16 protein-coding genes are annotated in these 14,483 nt (G+C 45.8%); 8 read left to right on the forward strand and 8 right to left on the reverse strand.

Annotated elements, in window-relative coordinates; genetic code table 11:
- The first annotated feature begins 37 nt into the window (after positions 1–37).
- Both prfB and lysS read left to right on the forward strand, forming a co-directional pair.
- A protein-coding gene (gene prfB / locus VC159_RS08300) for a peptide chain release factor 2 (protein ID WP_323473297.1) occupies positions 38–1,142 on the forward strand; the annotation gives its coding sequence in 2 pieces (ribosomal slippage) (positions 38–109 and positions 111–1,142; 1,104 coding nt in all).
- A gap of 31 nt (positions 1,143–1,173) precedes the next feature.
- A complete protein-coding gene (gene lysS, locus VC159_RS08305; protein ID WP_215359497.1) occupies positions 1,174–2,724 on the forward strand; it encodes a lysine--tRNA ligase in 1,551 nt (516 codons plus the stop codon).
- Positions 2,725–2,807: 83 nt separating this feature from the next.
- Here lysS and cysK read toward each other — a convergent pair whose 3' ends face one another.
- Together cysK and VC159_RS08315 are read right to left on the reverse strand one after the other, a co-directional pair.
- Positions 2,808–3,779, reverse strand: coding sequence for a cysteine synthase A (cysK, locus tag VC159_RS08310; RefSeq protein ID WP_323473298.1), 972 nt, complete (start codon positions 3,777–3,779; stop codon positions 2,808–2,810).
- A 106-nt stretch (positions 3,780–3,885) separates the two neighbouring features.
- On the reverse strand, positions 3,886–4,362 hold the full coding sequence (locus tag VC159_RS08315) for a disulfide bond formation protein B (RefSeq protein WP_323473299.1): 477 nt from the start codon (positions 4,360–4,362) through the stop codon (positions 3,886–3,888).
- Positions 4,363–4,530: 168 nt separating this feature from the next.
- Between VC159_RS08315 and VC159_RS08320 the strand changes: the two genes are divergently transcribed.
- From VC159_RS08320 to VC159_RS08345, 6 genes are all read left to right on the forward strand, one after another.
- Positions 4,531–5,307: a ferredoxin--NADP reductase gene (locus VC159_RS08320; protein ID WP_215359491.1), complete on the forward strand. Its 777-nt coding sequence runs from the start codon at positions 4,531–4,533 to the stop codon at positions 5,305–5,307.
- A gap of 112 nt (positions 5,308–5,419) precedes the next feature.
- On the forward strand, positions 5,420–5,584 hold the full coding sequence (locus VC159_RS08325) for a hypothetical protein (RefSeq protein ID WP_215360502.1): 165 nt from the start codon (positions 5,420–5,422) through the stop codon (positions 5,582–5,584).
- A gap of 15 nt (positions 5,585–5,599) precedes the next feature.
- Positions 5,600–6,394: a sulfite exporter TauE/SafE family protein gene (locus VC159_RS08330; protein ID WP_216189379.1), complete on the forward strand. Its 795-nt coding sequence runs from the start codon at positions 5,600–5,602 to the stop codon at positions 6,392–6,394.
- Positions 6,391–7,119 carry a phosphoadenylyl-sulfate reductase gene (locus VC159_RS08335; RefSeq protein WP_323473300.1) on the forward strand — a complete coding sequence of 243 codons (729 nt, stop codon included), beginning with the start codon at positions 6,391–6,393 and terminating at the stop codon, positions 7,117–7,119. The genes VC159_RS08330 and VC159_RS08335 overlap by 4 nt, the downstream gene beginning before the upstream one ends.
- Before the next feature lie 41 nt (positions 7,120–7,160).
- Positions 7,161–8,084: a sulfate adenylyltransferase subunit CysD gene (gene cysD, locus VC159_RS08340; protein WP_215359485.1), complete on the forward strand. Its 924-nt coding sequence runs from the start codon at positions 7,161–7,163 to the stop codon at positions 8,082–8,084.
- Positions 8,084–9,427, forward strand: a complete 1,344-nt coding sequence (locus tag VC159_RS08345; RefSeq protein WP_416350432.1) for a sulfate adenylyltransferase subunit 1 — start codon at positions 8,084–8,086, stop codon at positions 9,425–9,427. Before cysD ends, VC159_RS08345 begins: the two co-directional genes overlap by 1 nt.
- A 207-nt stretch (positions 9,428–9,634) precedes the next feature.
- Here VC159_RS08345 and fdx read toward each other — a convergent pair whose 3' ends face one another.
- The 6 genes from fdx to VC159_RS08375 are packed head-to-tail and all read right to left on the reverse strand — an operon-like array spanning position 9,635 to position 14,467.
- Positions 9,635–9,973 (reverse strand): ISC system 2Fe-2S type ferredoxin, encoded by a 339-nt coding sequence (gene fdx / locus VC159_RS08350; protein ID WP_215348652.1) that lies wholly within the window; start codon positions 9,971–9,973, stop codon positions 9,635–9,637.
- A gap of 59 nt (positions 9,974–10,032) precedes the next feature.
- Entirely contained in the window at positions 10,033–11,898 is a 1,866-nt protein-coding gene (gene hscA / locus VC159_RS08355) for a Fe-S protein assembly chaperone HscA (protein WP_323473301.1), read from the reverse strand.
- Between the two features lie 27 nt (positions 11,899–11,925).
- Positions 11,926–12,453 (reverse strand): Fe-S protein assembly co-chaperone HscB, encoded by a 528-nt coding sequence (gene hscB, locus VC159_RS08360; protein WP_323473302.1) that lies wholly within the window; start codon positions 12,451–12,453, stop codon positions 11,926–11,928.
- Positions 12,431–12,754, reverse strand: coding sequence for an iron-sulfur cluster assembly protein IscA (gene iscA, locus VC159_RS08365; protein ID WP_215359479.1), 324 nt, complete (start codon positions 12,752–12,754; stop codon positions 12,431–12,433). The genes hscB and iscA overlap by 23 nt, the downstream gene beginning before the upstream one ends.
- Before the next feature lie 29 nt (positions 12,755–12,783).
- Entirely contained in the window at positions 12,784–13,170 is a 387-nt protein-coding gene (gene iscU / locus VC159_RS08370) for a Fe-S cluster assembly scaffold IscU (RefSeq protein WP_068322308.1), read from the reverse strand.
- 37 nt (positions 13,171–13,207) lie between these two features.
- Complete coding sequence (locus VC159_RS08375) at positions 13,208–14,467, reverse strand: IscS subfamily cysteine desulfurase (protein ID WP_371743864.1); 1,260 nt, start codon at positions 14,465–14,467, stop codon at positions 13,208–13,210.
- Positions 14,468–14,483: the final 16 nt, after the last annotated feature.

A 14,483-nucleotide genomic window follows, 5' to 3' on the forward strand; every position in this document is an offset into this window, starting at 1 on the left:
TAAGGGTTCGGGACAATAACCCCCTTATAATTAGGGGATGGAAGCTGAACAACTAAACACTATTTCAAATACCTTGTCCGACCTGCTCACTCGTGAGCAAGCTCTTCGGGGGTATCTTTGACTTCGAAGTAAAGTCACGTCGCCTTACTGAAGTTAATTCAATTCTGGAAGATCCCACGATTTGGGATGATCAAAAGAAAGCACAAGCACTCGGCAAAGAAAAGAAATTGCTCGATGGCGTAGTTGCCACTCTTACTGATCTCAATACCAACATTACTAGCGCTCTTGAGCTGTTTGACATGGCTAAAGAAGAAAGCGATTTTGAAACAATCGCTGCTATCGAGCAGGATGTTGAGAACTACAGCAAGATTGTTGGCGACCTCGAGTTCCGCCGCATGTTCCACAATGAGATGGACTCGTGCAATTGCTTTATTGATATTCAAGCAGGCGCTGGCGGTACTGAAGCCTGCGACTGGGCCAGCATGCTCTATCGTCAATACCTCAAGTATTGCGAACGCAAAGGCTATAAAACTGAAATTCTTGAAGAATCTGATGGTGACGTTGCTGGCATTAAGAGTGCAACCATTAAAGTGGATGGTGAATATGCTTACGGCCACCTCCGCTCAGAAACTGGTGTGCACCGCTTAGTACGTAAATCACCTTTTGACTCTTCAAATGGACGCCATACTTCATTTGCCTCTATCTACGTCTACCCAGAGATTGATGACTCAATTGAGATCGACGTTAATCCAGCCGATATTCGCACCGACACCTACCGCGCCTCTGGTGCGGGTGGTCAGCACATTAATAAAACCGACTCTGCAGTTCGTTTAACCCACATCCCCACTGGGATTGTGGTGCAGTGTCAGAATGACCGCAGTCAACACCGTAACCGCGCTGAAGCAATGAGCATGCTTAAGTCACGTCTCTACGAACACGAGATGCAAAAGCGTCGCGCTGAGCAGGACAAACTAGAAGCCAGCAAGACTGATGTGGGCTGGGGTCATCAAATCCGCTCCTATGTATTGGATCAAAGCCGTATTAAAGATTTACGCACTAACGTTGAGATTTCGAATACCCAAAAAGTATTGGATGGCGATCTCGATGCCTTTATTGAAGCTAGCCTGAAACAAGGCGTATAAAACTAACACCCATTACCGCGTCACTATAGATATGAACGATAAAACCAATTTAGACACAGCCCCAGCTACTGAAGTAGTTGATGAGAATCACATCATTGCAGAGCGCCGTGAAAAACTTGCCAAGCTTCGTGCTGGCGGAGTCGCATTCCCAAATGATTTTGTGCCAACACATTTGGCAGCAGATTTACATGCTCACTATGACAGTCTTACTAAAGAAGAATTAGCCGCCAAGAAAGTTCACGTCAAAGTAGCTGGACGTATGGTACTTAAGCGTGTGATGGGTAAAGCAAGCTTCGCAACCATTCAAGACCGTAGTGGCCAGATTCAGTTCTACATCAATGACGAACTTAGCGGTGCTGATGTGCATGGCGCCTTTAAGCATTGGGATATGGGTGACTTTATCTCTGCTGAAGGTAACCTGTTCAAGACCAATAAAGGCGAGCTGTCTGTTGAGTGCAGCAACTTGCGCCTCCTTAGTAAGTCATTGCGCCCATTACCAGATAAGTTCCACGGTCTATCAGACTTAGAGACTAAGTATCGCCAGCGTTATGTGGACCTCATTGTTAATCCAGAAAGTCGCAATACCTTCAAGGCACGTAGTAACGCAATCGCATCCTTACGTCGCCATATGTTGGATGCCGACTTCATGGAAGTGGAAACACCGATGCTCCATCCGATTCCTGGTGGCGCAGCAGCTAAGCCGTTCATCACTCACCATAACGCACTTGATATGCAAATGTTCTTGCGTATTGCACCTGAGCTCTATCTCAAGCGTTTAGTGGTTGGTGGTTTTGAGCGTGTCTTTGAAATCAATCGCAACTTCCGCAACGAAGGTGTAAGCCCACGTCACAATCCAGAATTCACAATGATGGAGTTTTATGCGGCATATACAGACTATCGTTGGCTAATGGATTTCACAGAAGGCTTGATTCGTGCGGCAGCTATTGATGCCCAAGGTACTGCGGTATTGACACATCAAGGTCGCGAACTCGATCTGAGCAAACCATTCCAGCGTTTGACTATTACGGAGGCAATCCTCAAGTACTGCGGTCAGTCAGGCAAGAACTATGAAGCCGCTCAATTGGATGACATCAACTTCATTCGCGCTGAATTGAAAAAGGGCGGCGAAAATCCAGATGCCCCTACCCTTAAGAATGCCGGCATTGGTGCACTCCAACTCGCCCTCTTTGAATTGGTTGCTGAAGAACATCTGTGGGAGCCAACTTACATCATTGATTACCCAATCGAAGTCAGCCCACTCGCTAGAGAGTCCGATACCCGCCCAGGCATTACTGAGCGTTTTGAGCTCTTTATCACCGGTCGCGAAATCGCTAATGGTTTCTCAGAATTAAACGATGCGGAAGACCAAGCAAATCGCTTCCGCAAGCAAGTAGAGCAAAAAGAAGCGGGCGACGAAGAAGCGATGTACTTTGACCATGACTTCATCCGTGCCCTCGAGTACGGCATGCCTCCAACTGGCGGCTGCGGCATTGGTATCGATCGCTTAGTAATGCTACTTACTGATGCACCCAACATTCGTGATGTGATTCTCTTTCCGCATTTGCGTCGCGAAGAAGAGTAAGCATTCTCGAAATATCAAAAGGCACCCTAGGGTGCCTTTTTTATTGCCAACCTATTTAAAAGTAGCTGTGCTTATAACGGCGCTTATGCTGGCAAACCTTTTTCATCGAACACTCCCTCGAATAAGGCAGAGCTCAAGTAACGCTCAGCAGTATCAGGTAGAACCACCACGATGGTTTTTCCAGCGTACTCAGGCTTCTTAGCCAGACGTACCGCTACTGCAGCAGCTGCACCACAGGAAATGCCCACCAAAATACCCTCTTCCTTGGCAATACGGCGGGCAAACTCAATTGCTTCTTCGTTGCTGACTTGCTCCACCTTATCCACCACCGATAAATCGAGGTTATCCGGAATAAACCCAGCGCCAATACCTTGAATCTTATGTGGGGCAGGTTTAATTTCTTCGCCATTTAACTTCTGTGTGATCACAGGACTAGTAGTTGGCTCAACCGCAACCACTTCAATATTCTTTTTCTTAACGTTCTTAATGTAACGAGCAACACCAGAGATTGTTCCACCAGTTCCTACGCCGGCAACAAACACATCAATCTTGCCATCGGTGTCTTCCCAAATTTCTGGGCCAGTTGTCTTTTCATGAATCGCCGGATTGGATGGATTACTAAATTGCTGAAGCAAAACATATTTAGAGTCAGATTCAGCTATCTCTTTCGCTTTAGCAACTGCGCCATTCATACCCTTGGGGCCTTCGGTCAACACAATCTTGGCACCCAAAGCCGTGAGTAACTTACGACGCTCCATACTCATAGTCTCCGGCATGGTGAGCGTCAGCGGAATACCACGAGCTGCCGCCACGAAGGCCAAAGCAATACCGGTATTACCACTGGTAGGCTCAACAAGCTCTTTACCAGGACCTAAGAGCCCTTTTTCTTGAGCATCATTAATCATCGCAACGCCAATACGGCACTTAACCGAATAAGCAGGATTGCGGCCTTCAATCTTGGCCAGAACGGTCGCCTTTGCACCGTCGGTTACGCGGTTAAGACGCACCAATGGTGTCTTACCAATGGTTAGTGAGTTATCAGCAAAGTAAGTCATCAATATTCCTTAGTGCAAAAAATGGGTTTGATAGAGATCTTATGGGTTAAGGCGGGACTTGTAAAAGATGTAATTGTTATTTACTAACAATCTCAGCGTCTATAGATTAGGGTTTCTTAAAAAAGGTTACCAACAATACTAGTGTGAGCGCCACAAACCATAACAAGGACCATTCCGGAACTTGCAGACCCAAAATAGCTGGGAGCTTTGCAGAACATAAGCCGTCTGCCTTAAATAACCAAGGTAGGTTTTGTACAAATTGAAACTGATTAATCCAGGTTTCTAAAGGGTCTATTCCACAAGATTCACTTGGATGAGATAAAAGCCAAACATGATGCCCGGCTACTGCCACCCCATATCCAGCAGGTAATATTGCCAGACTATGAAACCACTTTCTCAACGGAGGAATGCCGGCAGCTAAAAGACATGAAATAGCGACACCTAAATAACCCACTCTTTGCAAAACACAGAGTGGGCATGGCAAAAAACTGACCCCCTGATACCCTACCTGCTGAAGAACAACAGCAAACGCCACCAAGCCAAAGCTTAGAAGCGATAAAAGTAAGTAATGGCTTTTTTTCATATCTAGATGATAGCTAATAGGCATAACTGAGCTAGTAAGTCGCTTCTTTATTACTAAAAGTCTGATCTATATCACTACAGAGTCCTATTTTTTGAGGGATTAGCCTCAATTTAGCGCCCTAAGAATGGGATAATCACCCTTTTGCTATCACCTAATTAATACGCTTTTATGGCCGCATACAACACCGAAACAGTCCTCACCGTTCACCACTGGAACGACACTCTATTTAGCTTTACTACTACTCGCAACAAAGGCTTACGCTTTCGTAGCGGTCACTTCTTGATGATTGGTCTAGAAGTTGAAGGTAAGCCATTGGTTCGTGCTTATAGCGTTGCCAGCCCAAACTATGAAGAGCATCTCGAGTTTTTAAGTATCAAGGTTCAAGATGGTCCTTTAACTTCACGCCTACAGAAGATTCAGGTTGGCGATCCGATTCTCGTCAGCGAGAAGTCTGTTGGCACCCTGGTGTTGGATGACTTAAATCCAGGTAAGCATCTTTACTTGTTTAGTACCGGTACTGGCCTAGCCCCCTTTATGAGCATCATTCGTGATCCAGAGACTTATGAAAAGTTCGAGAAGGTTGTGTTGATTCATGGAGTGCGTCTAGTAAGCGAGTTAGCTTATGCAGATTACATTCGCGATGAACTCACTCAAGATGAATTCTTGGGCGAGCTCATTCGTGAAAAACTCATCTATTACCCAACAGTGACACGTGAGGCTTTCAAACACACAGGCCGCCTCACTACTGCGATTGAATCTGGTCAACTCTTTAAAGATATTGGCTTGCCACCGCTTGATCCAGCAGTGGATCGCGCCATGATTTGCGGTAGCCCTTCTATGCTAAAAGAAACCTCTGAGATGCTTGATGCCAAAGGCTTTAAAGTCTCACCAAGCCTTGGTCAAATGGGTGACTATGTCTTTGAACGCGCTTTCGTAGAAAAATAATCAGTTTAGTTCTATATATCTAAAAGTCATTTAGATATCGCTATATATTCCTTGTGGATATATAGGCGGCTTGGTAAATTCGCCTTAACGAGATATTTACCAAGGAATTTTGATGTCCCCCGTTCGAGAGCATTACAACCCTGTAATCACCCAATTATTGCGTGAGCATGACCGACTCCCCCACGAAAAGGTCGCAGAGCGCAAAAGCTTTCAGCGTCAAATTCTATTTCTCATGAACGCCATCAAACTCGAAGAGTTTGAGCAGTCATTCGCCTAATTAGGGATATAGATCATGTTGCAATTTTTTCAAGACTCTTCCCAATTTATTATTTCTGGCGCCTTAGTGGGTTTGCTGGTTGGAATGACAGGCGTTGGCGGAGGATCGTTGATGACTCCTTTGTTAACAATTATTTTTGGCGTCGCTCCAACAACGGCGGTCGGAACTGATTTGGCATTTGCTGCTATTACAAAAGGCTTTGGTACTGCAGCACACCGCCTACATGGGAACGTACGCTGGGATATCGTCAAATTACTTTGCATTGGCAGCATTACTACTGCCATTATTTCTATATTGGCACTAAAGATCATTGGCCCCGTTTCAAAAAACTTTAATCACTTTATTAGCATCTCCATTGGCGTTTCCGTTCTATTAACTGCTGTTTCGTTACTGTTTAGAGCAAAGATCTTGAAATGGGTTCAAGCAAACCCAAATTTTTTACCCAGCGGCTCAAACTTAAAAGCAGCAACCATTGTTGTAGGTGCTGTAATTGGCGTTCTAGTAACAGTATCCTCAATCGGTGCAGGTGCAATTGGCGCAACCTTGATATTGATTCTGTATCCACATCTCAAACCTGCAGAAGTGGCTGGTACCGATATTGCCTATGCCGTTCCTCTTACTGCTCTTGCTGGAATAGGGCATTGGTGGCTTGGTAATGTTCACTTTGACTTGCTTTTTGGCCTCTTGCTGGGATCCGTTCCCGCCATCTGGCTGGGCGCAAGACTCTCAAGCACTCTTTCAGAGCGAACAACTAGAAATACCCTTGCCGTAACCCTATTTTTGGTTGGAATCAAGTTAGTTTCATCATGATTACTCCAGAATTTTGGTCCACTCCATTAAGCACCCTTACTCCTGCGGAGCTTGCCGAAAAGTCTGCCGTTTTAAAGCAGCGTTTAGCTGACATTTCCTCACGCTTCTCTGATGTTCGCTTTGCAACCAGCCTCGCTGCAGAAGACATGGTGGTTACCGATGCTATTGCTAAGGCTGGCGCCAAGATTAAGTTATTTACATTAGCGACCGGTCGCTTACACCAAGAGACTGTAGATATGGTGAAGACCACTGAAGATCGCTATAGCGTTTCGATTGAAAAGGTCTACCCTCAAGAAGGCGATGTTCAAGCTTTTATTGAGCAATATGGCATGAATGGTTTTTACGATGGTGAAGAGCCCAAGAAGGCTTGTTGTGGCGCGCGCAAGATTAAACCGCTTAATGCCGCATTACTTGGTGCGGATGCATGGATCACCGGCCAGCGTCGTGAACAATCTACTACACGCACTGAACTTAATTTAGAAGAGTTGGACGATGCAAGAGGTATCGCCAAATTCAACCCCCTGTTCGATTGGACTGAAGCTGATATCTGGGCCTATATCAAACAAGAAAACGTTCCTATTCATCCTCTGCACCTTAAGGGCTACCCCAGCATTGGCTGCGAGCCCTGCACCCGTCAGGTGAAGAAGGGTGAGGACATTCGCGCTGGTCGCTGGTGGTGGTTGCAAAGCGATAGTAAAGAATGTGGCTTGCACGTTAATAAATAATTCGAATTCAATATCAATACTTAGTAGAAATAACTTACAGAATGTCAGAACAAAAATTACTTGATGATCACTTAGATTGGCTTGAAGCCGAATCGATCTACATCATTCGTGAAGTGGTAGCCCAGTGCTCTAACCCGGCCATGCTGTTTTCTGGCGGCAAAGACTCCATTGTGATGTTCCATTTGGCGCGCAAGGCATTTCAATTTGGAGATCGCCCGGTGAAATTGCCTTTCCCAATTTTGCATATTGATACAGGCCACAACTACCCAGAAGTAATCGCCTATCGCGATGCTGTTGTAGAGAAAACTGGTGTGAAGTTGATTGTGGGTCACGTTGAAGACTCCATCAAAAAGGGGACTGTACGTTTACGTAAAGAAACAGATTCACGCAATGCTGCTCAAGCCGTTACCTTGCTAGAAGCCATCGCAGAGCATGAATTTGATGCTCTGATGGGTGGTGCACGTCGCGATGAAGAAAAAGCCCGCGCTAAAGAGCGTATCTTCTCCTTCCGCGATGAATTTGGCCAATGGGATCCTAAGGCTCAGCGCCCTGAACTCTGGAACCTCTATAACGCCCGCATCGCCAAAGGCGAGAACATGCGCGTATTCCCAATTTCTAACTGGACAGAACTCGATATCTGGCAATACATCTCACGTGAGAAATTGGAGCTACCAAGCATCTACTACACACACCAGCGTGAAGTAGTGAAGAAAAATAGCTTACTCGTTCCAGTAACGGATGTAACACCTAAGGCACCCGGGGATGTTAGTGAAGTTCTGAGTGTTCGATTCCGTACCGTTGGTGATATCAGCTGTACCTGCCCAGTCTTAAGCACTGCTGCAACTCCACTAGAGATCATTGCCGAAACCGCCATTACCGAAATCACTGAGCGCGGTGCAACCCGTATGGACGACCAAACTAATGAGGCCTCCATGGAGCGCCGCAAGAAAGAAGGTTACTTCTGATGACTATCAATCAAAATCAAAACGTTGTTCGCTTTATCACTGCAGGTAGCGTAGATGACGGCAAGAGCACTTTAATTGGACGTTTACTCTATGACACCAAATCCATTTTGGTGGACCAATTGGAGTCACTCTCCAAAACGAAACATGCACGCGTCACCTCATCTGATGCAGGCGTTGATTTGGCTCTCCTCACCGATGGCTTAGAAGCTGAACGCGAGCAAGGCATTACGATTGATGTGGCTTACCGCTACTTTTCTACGCCAAAGCGTAAATTTATTGTTGCTGATGCTCCAGGTCACGAGCAATACACTCGCAACTTAGTAACTGGTGCATCTCAATCTGATGTTGCAGTCATTTTGGTTGATGCAACACGCGTTGATCTCAACACCACTCCAGCCACTCTATTGGCGCAAACCAAACGTCATGCGGCGATTGTGCATTTATTGGGTCTGCGTCATGTGGTATTTGCCGTCAATAAGATGGACTTATATGAGTTTGACGAGAAAGTCTTCAATACCATCAAGATTGCGATTGAAGATCTGACTCAAAAAATTGGGTTACCAAAGCCAACTTTGATTCCAATCTCAGCTTTGCTCGGCGCGAATGTTGTTACTGCCAGCAAAAATACACCTTGGTATAAAGGGCCTACTCTTTTAGAGTGGCTTGAGAGTTTAGATACCAGCCCCGAGTCCGAAAAGCTAGCGCTCCGCTTCCCAGTCCAGTATGTTGCACGCCAAGATGGCAGTGCTTCCGATGACTTCCGTGGCTACCTTGGAGAAATAGAGTCCGGCAGCATCCGCAAGGGCCAAAAGATTAAAGTTCTGCCAAGCGGTTCTGAGGCAACTGTTACCGAGATTTATTTAGGCAATCGCTCAAGCGACAAGCAAACCAATGGAAACAATGCGGTGGAATCTGCTGAAACGGGTCAAGCGGTAGCTATTCAATTATCTGAAGATATTGATATATCGCGCGGCTCTTTATTTATTAGCGCTGAAGATAGTCATCCACCAGTATTGAGCAAGCAACTTTCTGCTGATTTATGCTGGTTAGATAGCGAACCACTCTCATTGAGTCGTAAATATGCTTTACGACACACCACCAATACCGTTAGTGCAAAAGTGAAGAACATTCAACAAGTTTTAGATATTCAAACCTTGTCTCAAGCTAGTGATGTGCATGCACTTTCCACCAATGAGATTGGCCGTGTTGATTTCATTCTGCAAAAACCAATTGTTGCAGACTTGTTTGATCAATCCCAGCGTACTGGTGCCTTTATCTTGATCGATGAAGCTACCAATCACACAGTGGCAGCCGGAATGATTCGTGAGGCCACAGCACAGTAATTGCTAAATCTGCATTAAGGAACAAAAGGCCTCGCGATGCGGGGCCTTTTCATTTACCAAAAAGAAAAGCCACCCCGAAGGATGGCTTAAAAGATTTTTTTGGAGGTACTACCTAAAGAATGAACTACGAATTCATATTAATCCTCTAGAAACCTCTGCCTTGTGTCATTTGCATGATTGCAGGCATTAATGCTTCATTTTGGTGCGTTAATGGTTCTCTTTGGCATGATTGATTGAGTATTTGGGGATTTCAATCACTAGATCCTGCTTTGCCACAATAGCCTGGCAAGACAAACGAGACTGAGGATTTAGCCCCCATGCACGATCCAACATATCTTCCTCATTCTCATCAGGAGGATTCAAACTCTGAAAGCCCTCTTTCACAATCACGTGGCAGGTAGTACAAGCACACACCATATCGCAAGCATGTTCAATTGGAATGTCATTCTCTAATAAAGCCTCACAAATCGACGTGCCCGGAGCAACCTCAACCACTGCGCCTTCAGGACAATACTCACTATGCGGTAGTACGACGATTTGAGTCATGATTCTTTTCTATTGGGTTCAGTTTGAATTTTTTGAATTCGTTCTTGGGTTATATATTTTTAAATCTCAGCAACATTCTTGCCAGATAAAGCCTTCTGAATACTAGCGTTCATCCGTTTTTGCGCAAAGTCATCGGTTGCTTTTGCTGCATGATCCACTGCTTTACGAACCACCGCGCTATCTGCTTCATCATTTAAGATCTTTTGAAGCGTTGCCATCTCTTGATCAATGACCTTCTGCTCATCTGCACTCAATAAAGCACGATCGCTTGTAAGCGCGGTCTGCACCGCATCTAGAAGGCGCTGTGCATTAACCTGCTCTTCACGCAATGATCTAGAAAGCAAATCTTCTTTTGCAGATGAAAAACCATCTTGCAGCATGCGAGTAATTTCGGCATCGGTCAAACCGTAGGAAGGCTTGATATCAATCGAGGCTTTTACGCCGGAGCCTTGCTCGGTTGCGCTAACTGAGAGCAATCCATCGGCATCCACCTGGAAGGTCACTCGAATACGCGCAGCACCTGCGGCCATCGCCGGAATACCGCGCAGCTCAAACTTACCTAAAGACCGACAGTCTTGAGCCAACTCACGCTCACCCTGGACTACTTGTATTGCTAGCGCAGTCTGACCATCTTTAAAGGTTGTGAAATCCTGTGCTCTAGCGACTGGAATCGGTGTATTACGTGGAATGATTTTTTCTACTAAGCCACCCATGGTTTCAACACCAAGTGATAACGGAATGACGTCCAAGAGCAACCATTCATCATCTTTACTTTGATTGCCGGCCAACAGGTCGGCTTGCATCGCAGCGCCTAAGGCGACTACCTGATCAGGATTTAAATTATTTAATGGCTGTGTGCCAAAGAGCTCACCAACTGCGCGCTGTACATTCGGCATACGTGTTGAACCACCGACCATTACTACGCCTTTAACATCCTCGGCTTTTAAGCCTGCATCGCGCAAAGCTTTTTTACAAGCCATCAAAGTCTTGGTTACTAAATTCTGAGTAATCTCAAAGAACTGTGCCTGGCTTACGCCAACATTGACCACCGTGCCATCAGCAAGGGTCTCATGAACGCGCGCCAGAGGGTTGTGACTCAACTGCTCTTTGGCGTGCTTACAAGCCTGCAAGAGCGTTGCATGATCATGAATCGATAGCGGTGGAAGCTTGGCTTGTTCAATTACCCAACAATACAAACGATGATCAAAGTCATCACCACCTAAAGCGGAATCACCACCAGTAGAAAGCACTTCAAAGACACCGCGACTCATACGCAGTATCGAGATATCAAATGTTCCGCCACCTAAGTCATAGACGGCATAGACGCCTTCTGAGGCGTTATCTAGTCCATAAGCAATTGCGGCAGCTGTAGGCTCATTCAGTAAGCGCAGCACTTCAATGCCTGCTAACTTGGCAGCATCTTTTGTGGCTTGACGTTGCGCATCATCAAAATAAGCGGGAACAGTAATTACTGCTCCCACGATTTCATCGGAGACAGAATCTTCTGCCAACTGACGTAAACGCGCCAGAATTTCTGCGGAAACTTCAATAGGACTCTTATCGCCAGCAACGGTTCTCAGCTTAAGCATTCCTGGCTGATCAACAAAGTCATAGGGAGCACTTTCAATATGTTCCACATCCAGCAAGCCACGGCCCATGAAACGCTTTACGGAAACAATCGTGTTCTTAGGATCAATTACGACGCTCTCAAGCGCCTCAAAGCCCGCTTGAGTTCTGCCATTTGGCAGATAACGGATGACTGATGGAAGTAGCTCTCTACCCTGCGCATCTGGCAAGACCTTAGGCAAGGCATCACGCACAATCGCTACCAATGAATTCGTAGTTCCCAAATCAATGCCCACGGCAATGCGGCGCTGATGGGGCGCTAACGATTTACCGGGTTCAGAGATTTGTAATAAGGCCATAGGAGATAGAGTTTAGCTTGATTGAGACTAGATTAAGGCCGCAATGGTGTCATCAAGTTCAACCGCAAACTTATCAATGAAAAGTAAACCACGTAGCAATTCTGCTGCGCGCTGATAATTTTTAGCCCCATCAATAGCCTGGGCGATTTCAGCTAGGGTATCTGCCTTTGATTCTTCTACCTCGGCCATCAAAGCCTCTAAAGCGGGCAAATCTTCCGCTTGTTCATCGAGACTTTCACGCCACTCCATCTGCCTCATCAAAAAAGCGGCAGGCATTGCAGTATTGGTTTCTAATTTTGCATCCACGCCATGAAGCTGGCAAATGTAAAGGCCGCGCTGAATCGGGTTCTTAAGAGTTTGCAATGCAGTATTGGCGAGGGTTGCCATTTGCATCGCAAGGCGTTGCTCTGCATCACTGCCACGAGCATGGCGATCAGGGTGCACTTCTTTTTGAATCGCCAGGTATGCCTGCTCTAGAGCAGGCAAATCGATTTTGAATTGCTGATTTAAACCAAAGAAGCGGAAGTAATCGTCAGACGCGGAAGGATTCGCCACAACCACACTCATCTTTTACGTTTGGATTTTGAAACTTAAATCCCTCGTTCAAACCCTCACGCACAAAGTCTAGCTCTGTACCGTCCAAGTAAGCCAAGCTTTTTGGATCTATAAATACCTTAATGCCATTGGACTCAAATACCTGGTCCTCAGCTGCAGGTTCATCAACATATTCAAGTTGATAAGCCAAGCCGGAGCAACCTGTTGTGCGCACACCCAAGCGCAAGCCACAACCTTTGCCGCGCTTTTCTAGGTTGCGATTTACGTGCGCAGCTGCTTTATCAGTTAAGGTAATTGCCATAGTTATCTACTTCTTTTTCTTTTTTACTCTTACTTCGCTGGATGCTTTTCTTTGTAATCCGCCACCGCTGCCTTGATGGCATCTTCAGCCAAGATAGAACAGTGAATTTTTACAGGAGGCAAAGCCAACTCTTCAGCAATGAGTGAATTCTTAATCTCTAGCGCTTGATCCAATGTCTTACCCTTAACCCACTCTGTTACCAGAGAAGATGAAGCGATCGCAGAACCACAACCATAAGTCTTGAACTTTGCATCTTCGATCACGCCTTGATCATTCACGCGAATCTGTAATTTCATTACGTCGCCGCAGGCTGGGGCTCCAACCATGCCGGTACCTACGCTGTCGTCGCCCTTCTCAAATGAGCCAACGTTGCGGGGATTTTCGTAGTGGTCGATGACCTTTTCGCTATATGCCATGGTATTTCCTCTTAAATTTCTTTATCTTTAAATATTTTTAGTGTGCAGCCCATTGAATCGTGCTGATATCGATTCCGTCTTTATACATTTCCCAGAGCGGAGATAACTCACGCAACTTAGCAATCTTTTCTTTTACTAACTTGATAGTGAAGTCTACTTCTTCTTCAGTCGTAAAGCGACCCAAGGTAAAGCGAATAGAGCTATGCGCCAACTCATCGTTGCGACCTAGGGCACGCAATACGTAAGAAGGCTCTAAGGATGCTGAGGTACAGGCTGAACCAGAAGAAATCGCTAAATCTTTCAACGCCATCAACATGGACTCGCCTTCAACATAGTTAAAACTAATGTTGAGGTTATGCGGAACACGATCATCCATATCACCGTTGACATAGACTTCTTCAATATCTTTCAAACCATTGAGTAAGCGATCACGCAGTCCACGAATACGATTATTCTCTTCGATCATCTCAACACGAGCAATGCGGAAAGCTTCGCCCATGCCAACGATTTGGTGAACAGCCAAGGTTCCAGAACGCATACCGCGCTCATGACCACCGCCATGAATCTGTGCCTCAATACGAATACGTGGCTTACGACGTACAAACAAGGCGCCAATACCTTTAGGGCCATAAGTCTTGTGCGCAGAAAAGCTCATCAAGTCCACCTTGATCTTTTCTAGGTCAATATCTACTTTGCCAGTTGCTTGCGCTGCATCTACATGCAAAATCACGCCACGTGAACGGCACAGCTCACCAATGGCAGGAATATCTTGCACAACACCAATCTCATTGTTGACATACATGACTGAAGCCAAAATCGTACCTGGCTTCATTGCAGCCTCAAGTTGAGCAAAATCAATCAAACCATTTGGCAACACATCCAAGTAAGTTACTTCGTAACCTTCGCGCTCTAATTCACGACAAGTATCTAAAGTTGCCTTGTGCTCGATTTTAACAGTGATAATGTGATTGCCACGATCTTTGTAAAAATGCGCTGCGCCTTTTAATGCTAAGTTAATACTTTCAGTGGCGCCGCTAGTAAAGACAATTTCTCTAGGGTCAGCATGTACCAACTGAGCAACTTCTGAACGCGCCCACTCAACCGCTTCCTCTGCAGCCCAGCCATAAGCATGACTACGGGAAGCCGCGTTACCAAACTGCTCACGCAGATAAGGCAACATTTTGTCGACCACGCGTGGATCAATCGGCGTTGTAGCTGAATAGTCCATATACACCGGGAAGTGCTTAGGGCTAAACATTGGAACCGGTTGCTTTGGAAGGTCTTGTGGTGCGTTCATGGTTTATTTATCGGTA

This window comes from Polynucleobacter sp. JS-JIR-II-c23, assembly GCF_035011225.1.
Lineage (GTDB): Bacteria > Pseudomonadota > Gammaproteobacteria > Burkholderiales > Burkholderiaceae > Polynucleobacter.